The sequence below is a fragment of the Streptomyces massasporeus genome (assembly GCF_014648995.1).
Lineage (GTDB): Bacteria > Actinomycetota > Actinomycetes > Streptomycetales > Streptomycetaceae > Streptomyces > Streptomyces massasporeus.
Genome location: NZ_BMSE01000004.1, coordinates 15,108 through 33,409, shown reverse-complemented (window position 1 = coordinate 33,409; position 18,302 = coordinate 15,108). Strand labels below are relative to the sequence as shown.

Annotated in this window: 17 protein-coding genes; 5 read left to right on the top strand and 12 right to left on the bottom strand. The window is 72.4% G+C overall.

Annotated elements, in window-relative coordinates; genetic code table 11:
• Positions 1–8: 8 nt before the first annotated feature.
• A complete protein-coding gene (locus IE153_RS11720) occupies positions 9–833 on the bottom strand; it encodes a lysophospholipid acyltransferase family protein (RefSeq protein WP_189589988.1) in 825 nt (274 codons plus the stop codon).
• A gap of 202 nt (positions 834–1,035) precedes the next feature.
• Between IE153_RS11720 and IE153_RS11715 the strand changes: the two genes are divergently transcribed.
• A complete protein-coding gene (locus IE153_RS11715) occupies positions 1,036–1,833 on the top strand; it encodes an alpha/beta hydrolase (protein ID WP_097216143.1) in 798 nt (265 codons plus the stop codon).
• On the top strand, positions 1,826–2,455 hold the full coding sequence (locus tag IE153_RS11710) for a hypothetical protein (RefSeq protein ID WP_189589663.1): 630 nt from the start codon (positions 1,826–1,828) through the stop codon (positions 2,453–2,455). Before IE153_RS11715 ends, IE153_RS11710 begins: the two co-directional genes overlap by 8 nt.
• Here IE153_RS11710 and IE153_RS11705 read toward each other — a convergent pair.
• The 6 genes from IE153_RS11705 to IE153_RS11680 form a co-directional block, all read right to left on the bottom strand.
• Positions 2,452–3,234, bottom strand: coding sequence for an endonuclease/exonuclease/phosphatase family protein (locus tag IE153_RS11705; protein WP_189589662.1), 783 nt, complete (start codon positions 3,232–3,234; stop codon positions 2,452–2,454). The genes IE153_RS11710 and IE153_RS11705 overlap by 4 nt on opposite strands.
• Positions 3,235–3,349: 115 nt before the next feature.
• Entirely contained in the window at positions 3,350–4,303 is a 954-nt protein-coding gene (locus tag IE153_RS11700) for an ROK family glucokinase (RefSeq protein WP_031107652.1), read from the bottom strand.
• Positions 4,304–4,435: 132 nt separating this feature from the next.
• Positions 4,436–4,936 carry a DUF5304 domain-containing protein gene (locus IE153_RS11695; RefSeq protein WP_189589661.1) on the bottom strand — a complete coding sequence of 167 codons (501 nt, stop codon included), beginning with the start codon at positions 4,934–4,936 and terminating at the stop codon, positions 4,436–4,438.
• Between the two features lie 103 nt (positions 4,937–5,039).
• Entirely contained in the window at positions 5,040–6,209 is a 1,170-nt protein-coding gene (locus IE153_RS11690) for an ArsA family ATPase (RefSeq protein WP_189589660.1), read from the bottom strand.
• Between the two features lie 67 nt (positions 6,210–6,276).
• Positions 6,277–6,717 carry an SRPBCC family protein gene (locus IE153_RS11685; RefSeq protein WP_189589659.1) on the bottom strand — a complete coding sequence of 147 codons (441 nt, stop codon included), beginning with the start codon at positions 6,715–6,717 and terminating at the stop codon, positions 6,277–6,279.
• A 108-nt stretch (positions 6,718–6,825) separates the two neighbouring features.
• Positions 6,826–7,623 (bottom strand): metallophosphoesterase family protein, encoded by a 798-nt coding sequence (locus IE153_RS11680; protein ID WP_189589658.1) that lies wholly within the window; start codon positions 7,621–7,623, stop codon positions 6,826–6,828.
• Positions 7,624–7,919: 296 nt separating this feature from the next.
• Between IE153_RS11680 and IE153_RS11675 the strand changes: the two genes are divergently transcribed.
• Positions 7,920–9,716, top strand: a complete 1,797-nt coding sequence (locus tag IE153_RS11675; protein ID WP_189589657.1) for an AMP-dependent synthetase/ligase — start codon at positions 7,920–7,922, stop codon at positions 9,714–9,716.
• 13 nt (positions 9,717–9,729) lie between these two features.
• Here IE153_RS11675 and IE153_RS11670 read toward each other — a convergent pair whose 3' ends face one another.
• Positions 9,730–11,352, bottom strand: a complete 1,623-nt coding sequence (locus tag IE153_RS11670) for a GMC oxidoreductase (protein ID WP_494402950.1) — start codon at positions 11,350–11,352, stop codon at positions 9,730–9,732.
• A 161-nt stretch (positions 11,353–11,513) separates the two neighbouring features.
• Positions 11,514–12,656, bottom strand: a complete 1,143-nt coding sequence (locus IE153_RS11665) for a glycosyltransferase family 4 protein (protein ID WP_189589655.1) — start codon at positions 12,654–12,656, stop codon at positions 11,514–11,516.
• 120 nt (positions 12,657–12,776) lie between these two features.
• Here IE153_RS11665 and IE153_RS11660 point away from each other — a divergent pair, with 120 nt between their 5' ends.
• Entirely contained in the window at positions 12,777–14,015 is a 1,239-nt protein-coding gene (locus tag IE153_RS11660; RefSeq protein WP_189589654.1) for a glycosyltransferase 87 family protein, read from the top strand.
• On the opposite strand, the gene IE153_RS11655 is transcribed toward IE153_RS11660, so the two are convergent.
• Positions 13,973–15,298 (bottom strand): MATE family efflux transporter, encoded by a 1,326-nt coding sequence (locus tag IE153_RS11655; RefSeq protein WP_189589653.1) that lies wholly within the window; start codon positions 15,296–15,298, stop codon positions 13,973–13,975. The genes IE153_RS11660 and IE153_RS11655 overlap by 43 nt on opposite strands.
• A 126-nt stretch (positions 15,299–15,424) precedes the next feature.
• On the opposite strand from IE153_RS11655, the gene IE153_RS11650 reads away from it, so the two are divergent.
• Positions 15,425–15,955 (top strand): PadR family transcriptional regulator, encoded by a 531-nt coding sequence (locus IE153_RS11650; protein ID WP_189589652.1) that lies wholly within the window; start codon positions 15,425–15,427, stop codon positions 15,953–15,955.
• A 45-nt stretch (positions 15,956–16,000) separates the two neighbouring features.
• Here IE153_RS11650 and IE153_RS11645 read toward each other — a convergent pair whose 3' ends face one another.
• Positions 16,001–17,185, bottom strand: coding sequence for a hypothetical protein (locus IE153_RS11645; protein ID WP_189589651.1), 1,185 nt, complete (start codon positions 17,183–17,185; stop codon positions 16,001–16,003).
• 34 nt (positions 17,186–17,219) lie between these two features.
• Positions 17,220–18,233, bottom strand: a complete 1,014-nt coding sequence (locus tag IE153_RS11640) for a C40 family peptidase (protein ID WP_189589650.1) — start codon at positions 18,231–18,233, stop codon at positions 17,220–17,222.
• Positions 18,234–18,302 lie beyond the last annotated feature (69 nt).

The window sequence follows — 18,302 nt, the reverse complement described above, 5'->3', positions numbered from 1 at the left end:
AGCCCCGGCTAGGGCTCGGACCGCCGCTGCTCCGTCTGCTGTTCCTTCTCGGCCTGTTCCTTCTCGGCCTGTGCCTTCTGGGCCTTTTCCTTCTCGGCCCGTTCCTTCTCCGCCCGCGCGAGAGCGGCCTTGGCCGCCTTCTCGGCTTCCCTCTCCGCCTTCGCCGCTTCCGAGAGCTGCCGCTTCATGGCCGTCGCGTACATGTCGACGTACTCCTGGCCGGAGAGCTTCATGATCTCGTACATGACCTCGTCGGTCACCGCGCGCAGCACGAACCGGTCGTGCTCCATGCCCTGGTAGCGGCTGAAGTCCAGGGGCTTGCCGATGCGGATGCCGGGGCGCATCAGCTTCGGCATGACCTTCCCGGGCGGCTGGATCTTCTCCGTGTCGATCATGGCGACGGGGAGGACGGGGGCACCGGTCGCGAGGGCCACGCGCGCGAGGCCGCCCGGCTTGCCCCGGTAGAGCCGTCCGTCGGGCGAGCGCGTGCCCTCCGGGTAGATCCCGAACAGCTCACCGCGCTCCAGCACGTCTATGCCGCTCTTGATGGCGGCCTCACCCGCGCCGCGCGCACCGGAGCGGTCCACGGGGAGCTGCCCGACCCCCTTGAAGAAGGCGGCCGTCATCCGGCCCTTCACGCCGGGCGTGGTGAAGTACTCGGCCTTCGCGATGAAGGTGACCTTGCGGTCGAGGACGGCGGGCAGGAAGAAGGAGTCGGAGAACGACAGGTGATTGCTCGCCAGGATCGCAGCACCCTCGGCGGGTACGTTCTCAAGACCCTCCACCCAGGGCCTGAAGGCGAGCTTCAGCGGCCCCCCGATGGTGACCTTCATCGCGCCGTACAACAACCGAGTGCCTCCTGTATGTGTCGATCAGACCATAACCCGGAGCGCCGTCAAAGGCTCCGACGGCCCTGGTCGGTGTCAGTGCGGTCGCGTACGGTGAAGGTCCCGCGAACGACGTGCGACCCCTTCCATGACGTTCCGTGACATTCCGTGATCGTGCCAGTCCCTTCTCACGACCAGGAGGCCGAAGGTGCCGGTCCTTGCCGGAGCCGAGCCGTTTCACCACGAGGGCGGAGAGGTCGCCGTCCTCCTCTGCCACGGCTTCACCGGATCACCGCAGTCGCTGCGCCCCTGGGCGGAGCACCTCGCCGAGCACGGCATGACCGTCTCCCTGCCCCTGCTGCCCGGGCACGGCACGCGCTGGGAGGACCTGCGGATCACGGGCTGGCAGGACTGGTACGCGGAGGTGGACCGTGAGCTGCGCCTGCTGTGCGAGCGGCGCGAGACGGTCTTCGTCGCCGGCCTGTCCATGGGCGGCGCGCTGGCCCTGCGGCTGGCCGCGAAGCACGGCGACGCCGTCCGCGGCGTGATGGTCGTCAACCCCGCGAACAAAGTGCACGGCCTGGCCGCGCACGCCCTCCCGGTGGTGCGCCACCTCGTCCCCGCGACGAAGGGCATCGCCAGCGACATCGCCAAGCCGGACGGCAGGGAGCTCGGCTACGACCGGGTGCCCCTGCATGCGGCGCATTCGCTGCGCCGGTTCTTCCAGGCCACGGACCGCGAGCTGCCGCAGGTCACCCAGCCGGTGCTGCTGATGCGCAGCCCGCAGGACCACGTGGTGCCGCCCGTCGACTCCGCCCGGATCCTCGGCCGTATCTCGTCGACGGACGTGAAAGAGGTCATCCTGGAACAGAGCTACCACGTCGCCACGTTGGACCATGACGCGGACCGGATCCACGAGGAGAGCCTCGCGTTCATCGGCCGCATCGCGTCCGGCCTCGGCAAGGAGCCCGGGCTCGGCAAGGAAGGGACGACCGCAGGTGGCTGAGCACGACTCCGACCGTGAGGGCCGGGAGCCGGACGAGAAGGGCGTCCCCTTCGACGAGGAGGCCGCCTGGGCGGCGATCGTCGCCGGGTACGGCGAGGAGCCGCCGGACCCGCCGGGCGCCAAGCCGTTCAAGTCGATCGAGGACCTGGCCCTGCCGGCGAGCGGGCCCAACGAGGCCGGGATCGACGGCGACCGGGGCGACACGGCCGTGAAGTCCGGGGACGCCGTCAAGCCGGCCGAGCCGCAGGAGGCCGAGGGCCCCGGGGACGCGCCCGTGAAGCCCCTGGGCGGGTCGGTGGCCTTCGCACCCGGCGTCGGCCCGCGTGACTACACCACGCCCGAGCCCGCCGAGGACGACTTCGACGAGGACGACGAAGGTCACTTCGTGCCCCCGGAGCCGCCCCCGCTGCCCACCGCCGACCCGACCTCGAAGTTCGCCTGGCTCGGCGTGCTCGGCGGTCCGGTGCTGCTCCTGCTGGCCGTGCTGCTCGGCTGGGACATGACCTGGTGGCTGACCACGCTGGGGATCGGCGGGTTCCTCGGCGGGTTCGCGACGCTGGTGATGCGGATGCGGACGGACGACGAGGAGGACGACGACCCCGGGCGGGGTGCGGTCGTCTAACGGCCTTCCGGCGGATCTCCGCAGGAGGCCTCCAGGGAAGCCGGCACCCTGAGGGCGGCCAGGACCGGAAGGTGGTCCGTGGCCGCCCTCAGGTCTGCGTCGGACACCCCCGGCTGCCCGGTCGGCACGCCGCAGCCCAGCACCTCGATGCCGCCGGTCGCGAAGATCGCGTCGATGCGCTGGTAGGGGTCGGTGGGGGTCCAGGTGTGCTCGCCGCCCCAGGGGGACGCGGCCCGGCAGTCGGTCAGCCGGCCGGCCAGCCGGCGGAAGGCCGGACCCTCGGGGCGTTCGTTGAGGTCGCCGCCGGCGATCGCGTGCTCCACGCCCAGGCCGGCGAGCCGGTCCAGGAGCATGCCGGACTGCTCGTAGCGCTCGTCCTTCTGAAGGGACAGGTGGCAGCTGAGCACGCCGAGGCGGGCGCCGGCGAACCGCACGACCGCGGTGGCGAAGCCGCGGCGGTGCAGGCCGGGGGTGGGGGGCAGGAGGATGTCCTCGGTGCGTTCGACGCTCGCGCGGAGCGAGCTGAGGATGGCCGGTCCCGTGGTGGTGGCGCCGCCGGTGACGATCACCAGGTCGGAGGCGAGGGCGAGGCGGGCGAGTTTCTTGCGCCAGCGGAAGAAGCGGGGGGCTTCCTGGATGAGGACGAGGTCGGGTGCGCAGGCCTTGATGACACGGGCCAGGGCCTCGGTGTCGTCGCGCATGGAGCGGATGTTGTAGCTGAGGACCCTGATGACCGCGGAACCGTCGGGTTCCGTACGGGAGTTGGGGAGCAGCGGCATGTGATCAATTTACGCCCAGAGGGGCGAGGCGCGAGGATGGTGCGCGAGTGCCGGGTCGCATGTGGCTGATCGCGCACTTCCCCGCGCCCCTTCGGGCGCTCGCCCTGACGGCGTTTTACATGATCGGGTCGGGTTCCCTCGCCAGGTCCGCCGCGCCCACCAGGCCCGCCTTGTTGCCCAGTTCCGCCGCGCGGACCTCGGCCACCGGGCGCCAGTTGCCGCCGACCAGCCAGCGCTTGTAGGACTTGCGGATCGGGCCGAGGACCAGTTCGCCCTCGTCGGAGAGGCCGCCGCCGACGATGAACGCGGACGGGTCGAAGAGGGAGGCCAGGTCGGCCAGGCCCGCGCCGACCCAGCGGGCCAGTTCGCGGTAGGAGTCGACGGCCACCCGGTCGCCCTGGCGGGCGGCCATGGAGATGTGCTTGCCCTCGATGCCGTCGGGCGTGCCGTTGCCGAGGCCGAGCAGGGTCTCGGCGTTCTCGGGGGTGGCGTTGGCGCGCTGCTTGGCGTACCTCACCAGCGCCCGGCCCGACGCGTACTGCTCCCAGCAGCCCTGTGAACCGCAGCCGCACAGCAGGCCGTCCGGCACCATGCGGATGTGGCCGAACTCGGCGGCCACGCCGAAGTGCCCGCGGCGCAGCTTGTTGCCGATGATGATGCCGCCGCCGAGGCCGGTGCCCAGCGTGATGCAGATGACGTTGCGATGGCCCTTGCCCGCGCCGAACTTGTACTCGCCCCACGCCGCGGCGTTCGCGTCGTTCTCCACGACCACCGGGAGGCCCACGCGAGCCTCGACCTTTTCCTTGAGCGGCTCGTTGCGCCAGTGGATGTTGGGCGCGAAGTAGACCTCGGAGCGCTGCCGGTTCACGTAGCCGGCGGCACCGATGCCCACGCCGACGATGTCGTGACCGACGCGTGCGCCGTCCACCGCCGAGGCGATGGCGTCCACGATGCCCTCAGCCGTGCCCGGGGTCGGCACCTTGTGGGTCGAGAGGATGTTGCCTTCCTCATCGACCACGCCGGCCGCGATCTTCGTGCCGCCGATGTCGACGCCGATGGTGAGTCCCATGAATCCCTCAGTTTCGGTCGAGCCCCGCTACGGCCAACGGTACCCGAGCCCTGCCCTCGGGTTCGCTGTCGTCCGCACGGTGGGCACCCCGGGCGGCCGCACCGCGGCCGCCGCTCGGCCGGGGCCGGGGACTCAGTCCAGGTCGATGCGCTCCCCGGGGCCGGCGTCGTCACCGCCGTCCCGGCGTTCGCCCTGGTCACGGGGGTCGTCCTGGTCGTCGCGGCCGGTCCAGCGCCGCTCCTGGGCCTGCACGGCGGAGCGGTAGGCCGCGAGCAGTTCGTTCCCTGCCGCCGCCAGATGGTCGAAGACGTCCGGATTGCGTTCGATGACGGGTTCGACGGCGTCCTTGGCCTGCTGGACGACCTGTCGTACGACCTGCTGGGCGGCGGGCCCCGCGACCGCGCCGAGCAGCGGGGACTGGGCACCGGACAGCTTTTCCGCGACGGCGTCGACGAGCTTCTTCAGTTCCTCGGCGGCGGAGCCCGGGGGTGTGCCGTGCTCGGCGCGGCGGCGGGCCTTCTCCGCCTGGAGGTCCTCGGCGCACGCGGTCGCCCAGGCGTCGGCGTCGCTCGCCCGCACCTCGTCCGCGGCCTCTTCGCGGGCGGCGTCGGACGGGGGGAGCTCTTCGCTCATGACGGACTCCTGACTACGGTTCGTCCCTCCGACGTTACCCGAACGGGCGTACCGGGTTCACGGGCCGGGACCGGCCGTGTTCGCCCGGTTCCGCACCGCTGCCTCACCGGCCCTGCGGCCACAGCTTCGGGTCGGGCACGAAGCGGATCCGCAGCTCGCCGTCGCGCAGGGCGGCTCCGTCGACGGTGCAGCGGCGCAGCACGGAGGGCAGCGGGACGACCCGGCGGAACCTCTCCGCCGTGACGACGAGTTCGTCGCCGCGCCGGACGAGGTCCAGTTCCTCGCGTATGGCGCCGGGCAGCGGGATCTGCCAGACGAGCACACCGTCCTCGCCGAGCCGGTCGGTCACCGGCCAGTCGGCGGCGGGGGCCCGCTGCGCGACGCCGGGCACGGCGAGGGCGGTGAGGTCGTCGATGCCGCGCGGGTCGTGTCCGAGGTGGGCGACGGTGCGCACGTCGTACGACTCCCGCCACTCCTCCAGCGTCTTGCGCTGCTGGGCGACCGGGCCGGCGAGCCAGGTGTCCGGGGACGCCTCGGGCAGGACGCGGTTGGCGACCACGACGTCGGTGGCGAGACCGCGCAGGGCGAGGCCGAGGCGGGCGGTGCGCAGCGCGTCGGCACCGGCCGGCCCGGGCTCGGCGACCAGCCGTACGACGGTGCCGCGGTCGGCGACGACCGCCTCGACGGCGGCCAGTTCCAGGTCCCAGCGGGCCGCCGTCTCGTAGAGCCACTCGGCGGGCATGGGGACGCCGGCGAGGCGGCCGAGGACGGGACGCAGGGCGCGGGCGGCCTGCCGTTCGGGCGGGAGGAGGCGGCGCAGATAGCGGCGGAGTTCCTCGGGCAGGGCGAGGAGGGCGAGGGCCTGCGGGGCCGGGGGGAGGTCGACGACGAGGGTGTCGTACTTCTCGGACAGCGCGGCGTCCCGCAGGGCGCGCAGCAGGGCGAGTTCCTCGGCGCCGGGCAGGGGGGTGAGTTCCTCGGGGTCGAGGCGGGAGGCGCCGAGCAGGTCCAGGGCGGAGGAGGCGCGGTCCTGGAGGGCGACGAGGTCCCTGCGGAAGTCCTGCGCGGCGTCGGGACGCCAGGCGGTGAGGTGCGGGGCGGCCTGGACCGGGGCCGGGCCGGTCGCCACTCCCAGGGCGGCACCGAGGCTGTCCGTGCGGTCGGTGCCGAGGACGAGGGTGCGGTCGCCCTCGGCCGCCGCGGCCAGGGCGGTCGCGGCCGCGAGGGTGGTACGACCGCTGCCGCCGGGGCCGGTGATCAGGATGGTGCGCATGGGGCTGAACGGTACCGGGAGTCGCCGGAGCACCCGGCGCTGCCGCCGGGTGGCTGCGCGGCCAGGGCTACTTGCCCGCTTCGACCCGCTTCTTCAGCCCCGCCAGCGCCCGGTCGATGATGACCTTCTCGGCCTTGCGCTTGATCATGCCGAGCATGGGGATCTTCACGTCGACGGTCAGGACGTAGGTGACCTCCGTGCCGCCCGCGCCGGACGGCTTGAGGAGGTAGGAGCCGTCGAGGGACCGGAGCATCTGGGACTTCACGAGCGTCCAGGACACCTCGTTCTCGCCGGTCCAGGTGTAACCGAGGACCTGGTCGTCCTTGATGGCGCCCGCGTCCATGACGAGGCGGACCTGCTCGGCGCGGCCCTGGGCGTCGGTCTTGAGGACCTCGGCCTCCTTCACCTCGCCCGTCCAGTCCGGGTAGCGGGCGAAATCGGAGATGACCGCCATGACGTCGGCCGGGGCCGCCCCGATGGTGATGCTCGAGCTGGTGTGTTCCGCCATCGCCGTGGCTCCTCCAGATACGGGCCGGTATGAGGTCGTGCGCAGGTGCGTGCAGCGTGAAGGCTACCGCGCACGGGACCCGCGGATCTCACCCGACCTGGGGCGTCCTCACCACTCCAGCGCCCAGGGCGTTCCGGTCGACGCGAAGTGCCCCACGTTCACGCACTCGGTCGCCCCGATCCGCATCCTCTTCACCAGCGGCTGGTGGACGTGCCCGAAGAGGGAGTAGCGGGGCCGGGTGCGGCGGATGGCGTCCAGCAGGGCGCGGCTGCCGCGCTCGAAGCGGCGGGCGACGGTGTCGTAGACCAGCTCGGGGACCTCGGGCGGGATGTGCGTGCAGAGCACGTCGACCTCGCCCACGGCCTCGATCTTCGCCGCGTACTCCTCGTCGCTGATCTCGTACGGCGTCCGCATCGGTGTGCGCAGGCCGCCGCCGACGAAGCCGAAGACCCGGCCGCCGATCTCGACGCGCTCGCCGTCGAGGACGGTCGTGCCGGGGCCCGCGTACTCCCGCCACAGGGGCGGCATGTCGACGTTGCCGTAGGTGGCGTACGTCGGAGTGGGGAACGCGGCGAACAGCTCGGCGTACTGCTTGCGCACCGCCTTCTCGATCACCGTGGCGCGCTCCCCCTGGAGGCCGGCCCACAGCTCGGCCCCGAGCACCCGGGCCTCCTCGAAACGGCGGGCGGTGCGCAGCGCCACGATGCGGTCGGCGTTCTCGACGCCGAACAGGTCGGGGAAGATGCCGCGGGAGTGGTCCGCGTAGTCGAGGAAGAGGACGAGGTCGCCCAGACATATCAGGGCGTCCGCGCCCTCACCGGCCCTGGCCAGGTCGCGGGCGTTGCCGTGCACGTCGCTGACCACGTGTACGCGCGTCCGGTGGTTTCCGGCTGGTGTGGGTGCCATGACGATCAAGCGTAAGCGTGTGCGGCAAAGGTGAACAGTGGCGGCCGGACCTGCGGTTACTGGCCAGTCAGTTAGTCCGTGGACTACTGTGCGCGATGGAATACCCAACTGTGTGACGCAGCGAACATCTCGACGGGACCCCCTGTCGGAGAAGCCATACCGGCGGGTAACGTCCGGGCAGTCCAGTCGTGCTCTGCATTTCAACAAGTGAATGCCTGAGTACCTCCCCGAGCCTTGGACCGCACCGTCGCAGCACACACCGTCGTGGCGCCGGCGCCCTATGAGGAGCAGCAGTCTTGCGCGAGTTCAGCCTTCCGGCTTTGTACGAGGTCCCTGCGGACGGAAATCTGACCGACATCGTCCGCAGAAACGCCGCGCAGCACCCGGACGTCGCCGTCATCGCCCGCAAGATCGGCGGCAGCTGGCAGGACGTCACGGCCACCGAGTTCCTCGCCGAGGTGCACACGGCCGCGAAGGGGCTGATCGCCGCCGGGGTCCAGCCGGGCGACCGGGTGGGCCTGATGTCCCGCACCCGCTACGAGTGGACGCTGCTGGACTTCGCGATCTGGAGCGCGGGCGCGGTGACCGTGCCGGTGTACGAGACCAGTTCGCCGGAGCAGGTGCAGTGGATCCTCGGCGACTCGGGCGCGACCGCCTGCGTCGTGGAGTCGGAGGCCCACTCGGCCGCGATCGAGTCGGTGCGCGACCGGCTGCCGGCGCTCAAGCACGTGTGGCAGATCGACGGCGGCGGCATCGACGAGCTGGGCCGGCTCGGCCAGGACGTCACGGACGAGACGGTCGAGGAGCGCGGCTCGTTCGCCAAGGCCGACGACCCGGCGACCATCGTCTACACCTCCGGCACCACCGGCCGCCCCAAGGGCTGCGTGCTCACCCACCGCAGCTTCTTCGCCGAGTGCGGCAACATCGTCGAGCGGCTGCGTCCGCTGTTCCGCACGGGCGAGTGCTCGGTGCTGCTCTTCCTGCCGCTCGCGCACGTCTTCGGCCGGCTGGTGCAGATCGCGCCCATGATGGCGCCGATCAAGCTCGGCTGCGTCCCGGACATCAAGAACCTCACCGACGAGCTGGCCTCGTTCCGCCCGACGCTGATCCTCGGGGTCCCGCGCGTCTTCGAGAAGGTCTACAACTCGGCGCGCGCCAAGGCACAGGCCGACGGCAAGGGCAAGATCTTCGACAAGGCCGCCGACACCGCCATCGCCTACAGCAAGGCGCTGGACACCCCCTCGGGCCCGTCCTTCGGTCTGAAGATCAAGCACAAGACGTTCGACAAGCTCGTCTACAGCAAACTCCGCGCGGTCCTCGGCGGCCGGGGCGAGTACGCCATCTCCGGCGGCGCCCCGCTCGGCGAGCGCCTCGGTCACTTCTTCCGCGGCATCGGTTTCACGGTCCTGGAGGGCTACGGCCTGACCGAGTCCTGCGCGGCCACCGCGTTCAACCCCTGGGACCGGCAGAAGATCGGCACGGTCGGCCAGCCGCTGCCCGGCTCGGTGGTGCGGATCGCCGACGACGGCGAGGTGCTGCTGCACGGCGAGCACCTGTTCAAGGAGTACTGGAACAACCCCGGCGCGACCGCGGAGGCGCTGGCCGACGGCTGGTTCCACACCGGTGACATCGGCACCCTCGACGAGGACGGCTACCTGAGGATCACCGGCCGTAAGAAGGAGATCATCGTCACCGCGGGCGGCAAGAACGTCGCCCCGGCCGTGATCGAGGACCGCATCCGGGCGCACGCCCTGGTCGCGGAGTGCATGGTGGTGGGCGACGGGCGGCCGTTCGTGGGCGCGCTGGTCACCATCGACGAGGAGTTCCTGGGCCGTTGGTGCTCCGACCACGGCAAGCCGGCGGGTTCCACCGCGGCGTCGCTGAGCGAGGACCCGGACCTGCTGGCCGCGATCCAGGCGGCGATCGACGACGGCAACGCCGCGGTGTCGAAGGCGGAATCGGTGCGGAAGTTCCGCATTCTGTCCTCCCAGTTCACGGAGGAGTCGGGCCACCTGACCCCCTCGCTGAAGCTGAAGCGGAACGTGGTGGCGAAGGACTACGCGCACGAGGTCGAGGCGATCTACGCCAAGTAGTGCGTGTACGGCGTCATGGCGCGGTGTCCTCGGCGAGGACCCGCGCCATCGTGCGTTCGGCGAGCGCGGTGATGGTCACGAAGGGGTTCACCCCGAGCGACCCGGGCACGAGCGAGCCGTCGGTGACGTACAGCCGGGGGTATCCCTTGACCCGCCCGTAGTCGTCGGTCGCCCTGCCCAGCACGCAGCCGCCGAGCGGGTGGTAGGTGAAGTCGTCGGCGAAGACCTTGCTCCTCGAACCGAACAGGTCGTAGCGGTAGATCGTCGCGTTGGCCGCGTTGATCCGGTCGAAGAGCCTCTTGGCCATGGCGACGGACACCGCGGAGTGCGCGGCCGTCCAGCCCAGCCCCAACCGGCCGGAGGCCGTGTCGTAGGAGAAGGACGCCCGTTCCGGGTTCCTGGTGATCGCCAGGTAGAGGCTCACCCAGTGCTCCAGGCCCGTCGGCAGCGGGGCGATCTCGGCGAACACCGGGTTGGCGGTGTTGGCCCAGTCGTCGATGCCCATGACCGGCATGGTCGACTGGTTCGCTCCGACCGTGTCCCACAGGTGGTTGGCCCGGCCCAGCATCACGTTGCCGTTGGTGCCCCAGCCGGCGCCGACACTGGCGTCGAGGCCGGGCAGGGTGCCCGTCTCCCGGGCGCGCAGCAGCAGTTCGGTGGTGCCGAGGCTGCCGCCGCCGAGGAAGAGGTATGTGCAGCCGTACTCCTTGGTCTGGACGACCCGGCCGGACTCGTCGATGCGGTCGGCCGTCAGGACGTAGGTCCCGTCCGGCGCGCGACTGACGGCGCGCACCTTCTCCAGGGTATGGAGGGTGACGTTGCCGGTGCCGAGCGCGGCGGCGAGGTAGGTCTTGTCGAGGCTGCGCTTGCCGTGGTTGTTGCCGTAGATGACCTCGCCGCCGAGCGCCGACTTCGGGGCGGTGCCGGCCGCCTCGCGCTGCATGTGGCCGAAGTCGTAGACGCTCGGCACGAAGGTGGTCCGCAGGCCCGTCTTCTCGGCGTGTTTGCGGGAGACGCGGGTGAAGCGGTACCACTCCGTCGACTCGAACCAGGCGGGGTCGACGGTGTTCACGCCGAGGGCGGCGCGGGCGCGCGGGAAGTACGTGCCGTACATCTCGTCGGCGTCGACGGTGGGGAACTGCTCGGCGAAGTACGACCGGGGCGGGGTGACCGCCATGCTCCCGTTGACCAGGGAGCCGCCGCCGACGCCCCGGCCGACGTAGACGGACATCTGGTCGAAGTGCACGCGGTCCAGGACCCCGGGGTAGGGGTCGATGTCCCGGTTGACCACGTCCAGCCACAGGAAGCTGGACAGGGGGGCCTCGGTGCGGGTGCGGAACCACATGGACCGCTGGTCGGGGGCGCTGGTGGTGCAGAAGACCTTGCCGTCGGGGCCGTTGGTGTTCCAGAGGCGGCCCATCTCCAGGACGATCGTGCGGATGCCGGCCTGGCCGAGACGGAGGGCGGCGACCGCTCCGCCGTAGCCGGAGCCGACGACGATCGCCGGGGCGGTGTCGACTGCGTCGGGCTGGGCGGCTCGGGCGCTTTGGAGGCCGATGCGGGTGAAGCCGAGGGTGGCTGCGGTCTGCAGGGCTGCCATGCCCAGGATCTGACGTCTTGTCAGCTGACGCTGCATCAGTTTTACTGTCATGCGCGCAGCATCGGCGGAATTTTCGGTTCTGCCTAGTGGGGTGCGGCTTGATCCTTGTGGGCGGGTGCGGGTTGTCCGTGGCTTGTCGCGCCCACGCGGCGGAGCCGCACCTTGATACAGCCCCGCGCCCCTGAGCGGCGATCGCTCTACAGCAAGTCTTTGAGTCGCTCGGCGAGCAGGTCCCAGCGCCACTTCTCCTCGACCCACTCCCGGCCTCGCTCCCCCATCCTGCGGCGGAGCTCGGCGTCGCCGAGGAGGACGGTGATGCGGTCGGCGGCCTCCTCCGGGGAACCGCCCTTCACCACCCAGCCCGTCTCGCCGTCGAGGACCGCGTCCGGGGCGCCGCCCGAGTCGCCGGCCACGACCGGCAGCCCCGTCGCGGAGGCCTCCAGGTAGACGATGCCGAGGCCCTCGACGTCGAGGCCGCCGCGGCGGGTGCGGCAGGGCATCGCGAAGACGTCGCCGGCGCCGTAGTGGGCGGGCAGCTCGGACCAGGGCACGGCGCCGGTGAAGCGGACGGCGGAGGCGACGCCCGTCTCGTGCGCGAGCCGCCGCAGATCCTTCTCGTAGGGGCCGCCGCCGACGATCAGCAGGACGGTGTCCGGCTCGGCGGCGAGGATGCGGGGCAGGGCCCGGATCAGGGTGTCCTGCCCCTTGCGCCGCACCAGCCGGGAGACGCAGACCACCACGGGCCGGTCCGTCAGGCCCAGCCGGGCCCGCACCTCGTCGCCGCCCGAGCCGGGGTGGAAGGTCTTCTCGTCGACGCCGGGCGGCAGCTGTGCCATCCGGGCGGCGGCCCCGGGCGTCAGGGCGGGGGCGATGCGCGAGCGGGTGTATTCGCCGAGGTAGGTGATCGTGTCCGTGGCGTCGCCGATCCGGCGCAGCAGCTGCCGGGCGGCGGGCAGCTGGGCCCAGCCCGCCTCGTGGCCGTGCGTGGTGGCGACCAGCCGCTCGGCGCCCGCGCCGCGCAGCGCCGGGGCCATCAGGCCGAGCGGGGCCGCCGCCCCGAACCACACCGAGGCGCAGCCGTGCTCCCGCAGCAGACCGACGGCCCGCCGGGTGGCGCCCGGCGTCGGCAGCAGCATGGTCGTGCGGTCCCGTACGACGGTGAAGGGCTGCTCGGCGTCGAAGGCGCGGGTCGCCTCGACGCCTTCCCGGGTCCGCTTCCAGGTCGAGGCGTAGACGACCAGCTGCTGCGGGTCCAGCCGCAGCGCCATGTTGTGCAGGAAGGCCTGGATGCCGCCGGGCCGGGGCGGGAAGTCGTTCGTCACGATCAGGGTCTTGCGCACGTCGCCGACCCTACCGAACCGCCCTCGTCGCCCTGTGCGGCAGCGCGTATGGCACGCTCACAGCTGACGGGCCCATCATGGCCCCCTCGACACGGCAGGCGAACGGGCAGGGATCACGACGTGAAGACGACGGGCACGGGGCGGTCCCCGGCATGGCTGCCGGTGGTCTGGTGTCTCACGAGGCTGGTGCTGCTGCTGTTCGTCCTGAAGGTGTACGTCTTCCCGGGCCCGGACGTGACGAGCGACGTGCAGGTGATCTACCAGGGCTGGTTCGACGTCCTGAGCACCGGAACGTTCCCGCTGAACGACGTCACCTGGCAGTACCCGCCCGCCGCCGCGCTGGCGATCCTCTCCCCCGGTCTGCTGCCCTTCCTGGACTACGCGACCGCGTTCTACGTCCTGGTCTGCGTCACCGACCTGGCCGTGCTGGCCCTGATGACGTACGCGGGCCGCCGCCCGGGCCGGTCGCTGCGCGGCGCCTGGGTGTGGGTGATCGGCGTCCCGCTGCTCGGCCCGACGGTGTACGCCCGCTACGACGTGATGGTCACGGCCGTGGCGATGGCCGCACTGCTCGCGGGCGCCCGGCACCCCAGGGCGATGGGGGCCCTGGCCGCCTTCGGGGCGCTGCTGAAGGTGTGGCCCGCGATGCTGCTCCTCGCCGCCCGCCGGCGCAGCGCCTGGGTGTCGGCACTGGTGACCGGCGTCGTGGTGACGGGCGTGTTCGCGCTGGCCATGCCCGGCGCGTTCGCGTTCCTGACCTTCCAGCGCGACCGGGGCACCGAGGTGGAATCGCTGGGCGCGCTGGTCTTCCACGTCGCCCGGCACTTCGGCTGGCAGGGCGAGGTGAAGCTGAACTACGGATCGATCGAGTTCCTCGGGCCGTACGTGAGCGAGGTGAGCACCGGCGCGCTGTTCCTCACCGGGGCGGCCTTCGGCTGGCTGGTGCTGTGGCGGCTGCTGGCGCGGCACTTCGAGGAGCACACGCTCGCGGACGCGGCCTTCGTCGCGGTGCTGATGTTCACCACCACCAGCCGGGTGATCAGCCCGCAGTACATGGTGTGGCTGGTCGGGCTGGCGGCGGTGTGCCTGTACTTCCCGGGCAGCCGGATGCGGCTGCCGGTCGCGCTGGTGCTGGTGGCGTGCTTCGTGACGGTGCTGGAGTTCCCGTACTACTTCGCCGACGTGGTGGCCAGTGACGGCCTCGGCCTCACCCTGCTGTTCCTGCGCAACGGCCTGCTGGTGGTCGCCACCCTCCTCGCGGCCCGCGCCCTGTGGAAGGCGACGGTGCCGCGCACGGCCCCCGCCACCCTGCCGTCTCAGCCGGCCGCCCGTGCCGGGGAGACCTCCGTCTCCTCCTGAGCCGGGGCGCGCCGGAAGAGCACCCCCGCCAGGGCGCACTGCACCGCCGCCGCGAGCGCCAGCGCGAGACACACCCCCGGCAGTCCGAGCCTCGTCAGGCTGTACGCGAGGGCCAGCTGCACCGCGGTCCCGAGCACGGTCACCCTCAGCAGCACCGAGGCGCCCCCGCTGCCCTCGAAGACCCCGCCGAGCGCGATGAGACAGGCCATCAGCAACAGGTAGGGCCCGACCCAACGCAGGAACAGCACGCCCTGGTGCGCGACTTCGGGCCCCGCTCCGAAGGCGGCCATGAGCCACGGGGCACCGACGGCCAGCAGTACGGCCGCGCCGAGGCCGAGGGCGCCGGAGAGGAACACGGTCTGCCTCCCGATCACCCGCCGTTCGTCCTCTCCCGCGCCCCGCGTGTGCGCGGTGTGGATGGCGGCGGCCTGACGGACGGCGTAGAAGGCCATGGTCGCCACGTACATGATCTTGTAGGCGATCGCGTACGCGGCCACCGCCGTCACCCCGAGCCGCGCCACGATCGCGACCAGGACCAGCGCACCCGTCTGCCGCACGGTGAAGTCGGCCGACATCGGCAGGCCGGTCGTCAGCGTCCGGCGCAGGGAGGCGGCCGGGGACTCGCCCGGCGCGGCCCGCCGGGCCTCGCGCAGCAGGGCGTCGCGCCGGACCGCGAGGAGTCCCGCCCCCAGCGCCACGCACCGGGACAGCACGGTGGCGGCCGCGGCGCCTTGGACGCCGTGGAGGTGGATGAGGAGCGGGTCCAGGGCCAGGATCAGACCGCCTGCCAGCAGGGCGAGCCGCATCGGGGTCCGGGTGTCGCCCGCGCCCTTGAGGATGCCGTCGACGAGTTGCTGGGCGAAGAAGACGGCCATGCCCGGCATGGACAGGGTGAAGTAGGCGGCGGCGAGCGGGAGGGCGCGGCCGTCCGCCCCGCCGAGCACCAGCCGGGCCAGCGGTTCGCCGACGATCAGACCGCCCGCCACCACCAGGGGCGTCACCAGCGCCCACAGCGCCCACCCGCCCCGCACGGCGGCCCGGACCGCCCCGGGGTCGCGGGCGCCCCGGGCGTGGGCGACCAGCACGGTGGTGCCGGAGCCGAAGACCAGGGCGATGCCGAGCAGCACGTTCTCCGTGGTGGTCGCGACGGCCACGGCGGCCACGGCCGGACCGCCCAGCCGGGCGACCCAGACGGTGTTGATGATTCCGGCGGCGACGGAGGCGAGGAGCGAGAAGTAGACGGGGCGGGCGAGCAGCACGAGTTGTCTGCGGTGGGCGTTCACGGTGGCGGTCCCCCCGGGTCCTGATGAACCTCGGCCGAGGTCTGCCGAACCTCGATCCGAGCTATCTCGATTCGAGGTAGCTCGTTAAGAGGTAGCATGCGGTGTCGACCACCCGCAAGGAGGACCATGCTGGAGCTGTCGATCCTGGGCTTCCTGGCCGAGGAGCCCCTGCACGGCTATGAGTTGAAGGAGCGCATCAAGGCGCTGACCGGGCACGTCCGGCCGGTCAGCGACGGTGCGCTCTACCCGGCGATCACGCGCCTGGTCGGGGCGGGCCTGCTCGACCAGCGCACCGAGCCGGGCGCGAGCGCCGCCCCGCGCCGGATCCTCGCCCTCACCGGAAAGGGGCGCGAGGAGCTGCTGGAGCGGCTGCGCCACCCGAAGCAGACCGAGATCACCGACCAGGTCCGCTTCAACACGGTCCTCGCCTTCCTGCGCCACCTGCCCGACCGGCACGAACAGGCCGCGGTGCTGCGCCGGCGGCTGGAGTTCCTGGAGACCCCGACGAGCTTCTTCTACGCGTCCGGCAAGCCGGTCCGCGTCGAGGAGGCCGAGGACCTGTTCCGCCAGGGCATGCTCCGGGTGGCCCGGGCGACGGGCGAGGCGGAGCGGGCGTGGCTGCGGGAGGCCGTCGAGGTGCTCGACCGGCCGGAGTGAAGCGGAGACCGGCCGGAGTGAGGCCCTCGGCGGCCCGGGCCCGGGTCAGCCCAGCTGATCCCGCAGGTACGTCCGCCACTGCCTCGTAAAGGCATCCGGCGTCGTCCCCAGCACCTTCCGCATCGCCTCCTCCACCGCCCCGGCCCGCTCCCGGTGCTCCCCGACGGCCCGGTAGAACGCGCCGAGCCGGGCCTCCCCCCAGCGGTCGGAGATCATCCGGCAGGCCGTCCAGCCGCTCTCGTAGGAGCGGGCCAGGCGGCTCGCGTCGCCGGTGAAGCCGAAGTCCTCGTCGTCCGGGAGGGCGGTGGGGAGCCGGTCCTCGGCGACCGCCCGGGACAGTTCGGGGGCGGCCTCGACGGGGGTGCGGCCGGCGGCGCGGTAGCCGACCCAGTCGGCGTACCCCTCGGAGAGCCACAGGGGCGTGGCGGCCGTGGTGCGGGCGCGGGTGGCGACATGGGTGGTCTCGTGGGTGACGACGACCTGCTCGCCGAGGCCCCCGAGGAGCGCGAACGCATCCGGGTTGACGATGATCCGGTCCGCCGGCGCCCGGGTCCGTGGCCCCGTCTCTCCGGTGGTGACCGCCGCGATCCCGCGGTAGGACGACGCGGGCGAGCCGAGCAGCCCCGCCATCCCCTCCAGCGACTTCGGCACGACCAGGACGACCCGCCGGCTCCAGTCCGTGCCCCACGCGTCCGACACGGCCGGCACCGCACGGTCGGCCAGGTCCGCAAAGTCCCGCAGCGACTGCCCGGACTGACCGACGCCGAGCACGAGACTGCGCCGGCCCCGCACGAGGTGCACCGCCCCCTGGTCCCACAGTTGCTGCGCGGACTTCTTCGCGGGCCGGTCGGTGACGACGGACCACCGCCCGTCCGCGTCCCGGCTCAGCCGCAGGGTGCGTCCGGTGGTCACCGGCGCCTCGTCGTACCCGGCGACGCGATAGCGCAGTTCGGCGTCGGCGGTGGCCGTGTCGCCGGTGCGGCGCACCGCGGTCACCCGGTACGACCAGGCGGCCACGGGCACCGCGCGCAGGTCGGCGAAATCCGTCCCCCTGCCCGTCCGTTCGTAGGCCCGCGCGTCGCGGTCGACGACCGCTTCGGCCCGCCGGTCCAGGAGCCGCTGCACCTCGACCGTGGCGCTGTCGGCCGCGGAGCGCCCGCCGCACCCGGCCAGGGCGACGAGCAGCACGACGAGCGCCACCAGCGCGGACCCCGACCTTCGACCAGCCACGTTCCCGATCGTACGGGCGCCGGGGCCCTGCCGGTCAGACCCTGGTGACCGACGAGACGGGCATCATCCCGACCGGGTCGTAGCGCACGGGCGCGCCGGGGTAGGGGGCGTGGACGACCTGGCCGTTGCCCATGTACATCCCGACATGGCTGGCGTCGCCCCGGTAGACGACCAGGTCACCGGGGCGCGCCTCGGACAGCGGGACCTGGCGGCCGGCGTAGCGCTGGGCCTGCGAGGTGCGCGGCAGGGAGACGCCGGCCTGCGCGTACGACCACTGCATCAGGCCCGAACAGTCGAAGCCGGAGGGCCCGTTGGCGCCCCAGACGTAGGGCTTGCCGAGCGCGCTGCGGACGGCGGCGACGGCGGCCGAGCCGCGTGCCGAGGCGGCGGTGGCGCCGCCGAGGTCGGGCATGCCGGGGCGGCCGGACCGGGAAGCCCGGCCGTAGGCGTCGCGCTCGGCGTCCGGAAGGGAGTTGAGCAGCCGCCGGGCCGTGGCGAGCTTGTGCTCGACGGTCTTCTTGTGGGCTGCCACGGCCTTGCGGCTCGTCTCCAGTTCGCGGAGCTTCCCGGCGGCCTCCTCGCGGTCCTGGGCGAGTTCGCGCATGGCGCCCTGGAGTGCCTTCAGCTCACCGGCCTGGTGGGCGGTGAGACGGTCGAGCCGGGACGCGTGGTCGAGGTAGTCCTCCGGGTCCTCGGACAGCAGCAGGGCGAGGGACGGGTCGACGCCGCCCGAGCGGTACTGGGCGCCGGCGAGCGAACCGAGGGACTCCCGCATGGAGTTGACGCGCTCCTGCTGGCGGGCGATGCGGTCCCGGGCGATGCCGACCTCGGTACGCAGCTCGTCGGCACGTTCGTCGGCCTCGTTGTACGCCTCGGTGGCCTTCTCGGCCTGCTCGTAGAGGCGGTCCACCGTGGCCCGGGTGTCGTCGTGCGGTGCGGCGGCGGCCGGTACCGCGCCCAGGGCGGCGGCCGTGACGGACAGGATGCTGACCGCGGCACCGGCGCCCCGGTCGAACCCGGACGGTGCAAGGCGGCGATGGGACCCCACGGGAAGCCGCTCTCCTTCCGCTGGCGGACTTGGAACGCGGCAGACAGTAGCCCCGCGACAGGGGGCCGC

Coding starts and splice junctions, on each gene's coding strand:
- IE153_RS11720 (WP_189589988.1), bottom strand. CDS start 833: ATGAAGGTCACCATCGGGGGGCCGCTGAAGCTCGCCTTCAGGCCCTGG.
- IE153_RS11705 (WP_189589662.1), bottom strand. CDS start 3,234: ATGCCGCTGCTCCCCAACTCCCGTACGGAACCCGACGGTTCCGCGGTC.
- IE153_RS11700 (WP_031107652.1), bottom strand. CDS start 4,303: ATGGGACTCACCATCGGCGTCGACATCGGCGGCACGAAGATCGCGGCC.
- IE153_RS11695 (WP_189589661.1), bottom strand. CDS start 4,936: ATGAGCGAAGAGCTCCCCCCGTCCGACGCCGCCCGCGAAGAGGCCGCG.
- IE153_RS11690 (WP_189589660.1), bottom strand. CDS start 6,209: ATGCGCACCATCCTGATCACCGGCCCCGGCGGCAGCGGTCGTACCACC.
- IE153_RS11685 (WP_189589659.1), bottom strand. CDS start 6,717: ATGGCGGAACACACCAGCTCGAGCATCACCATCGGGGCGGCCCCGGCC.
- IE153_RS11680 (WP_189589658.1), bottom strand. CDS start 7,623: ATGGCACCCACACCAGCCGGAAACCACCGGACGCGCGTACACGTGGTC.
- IE153_RS11670 (WP_494402950.1), bottom strand. CDS start 11,352: ATGCAGCGTCAGCTGACAAGACGTCAGATCCTGGGCATGGCAGCCCTG.
- IE153_RS11650 (WP_189589652.1), top strand. CDS start 15,425: ATGCTGGAGCTGTCGATCCTGGGCTTCCTGGCCGAGGAGCCCCTGCAC.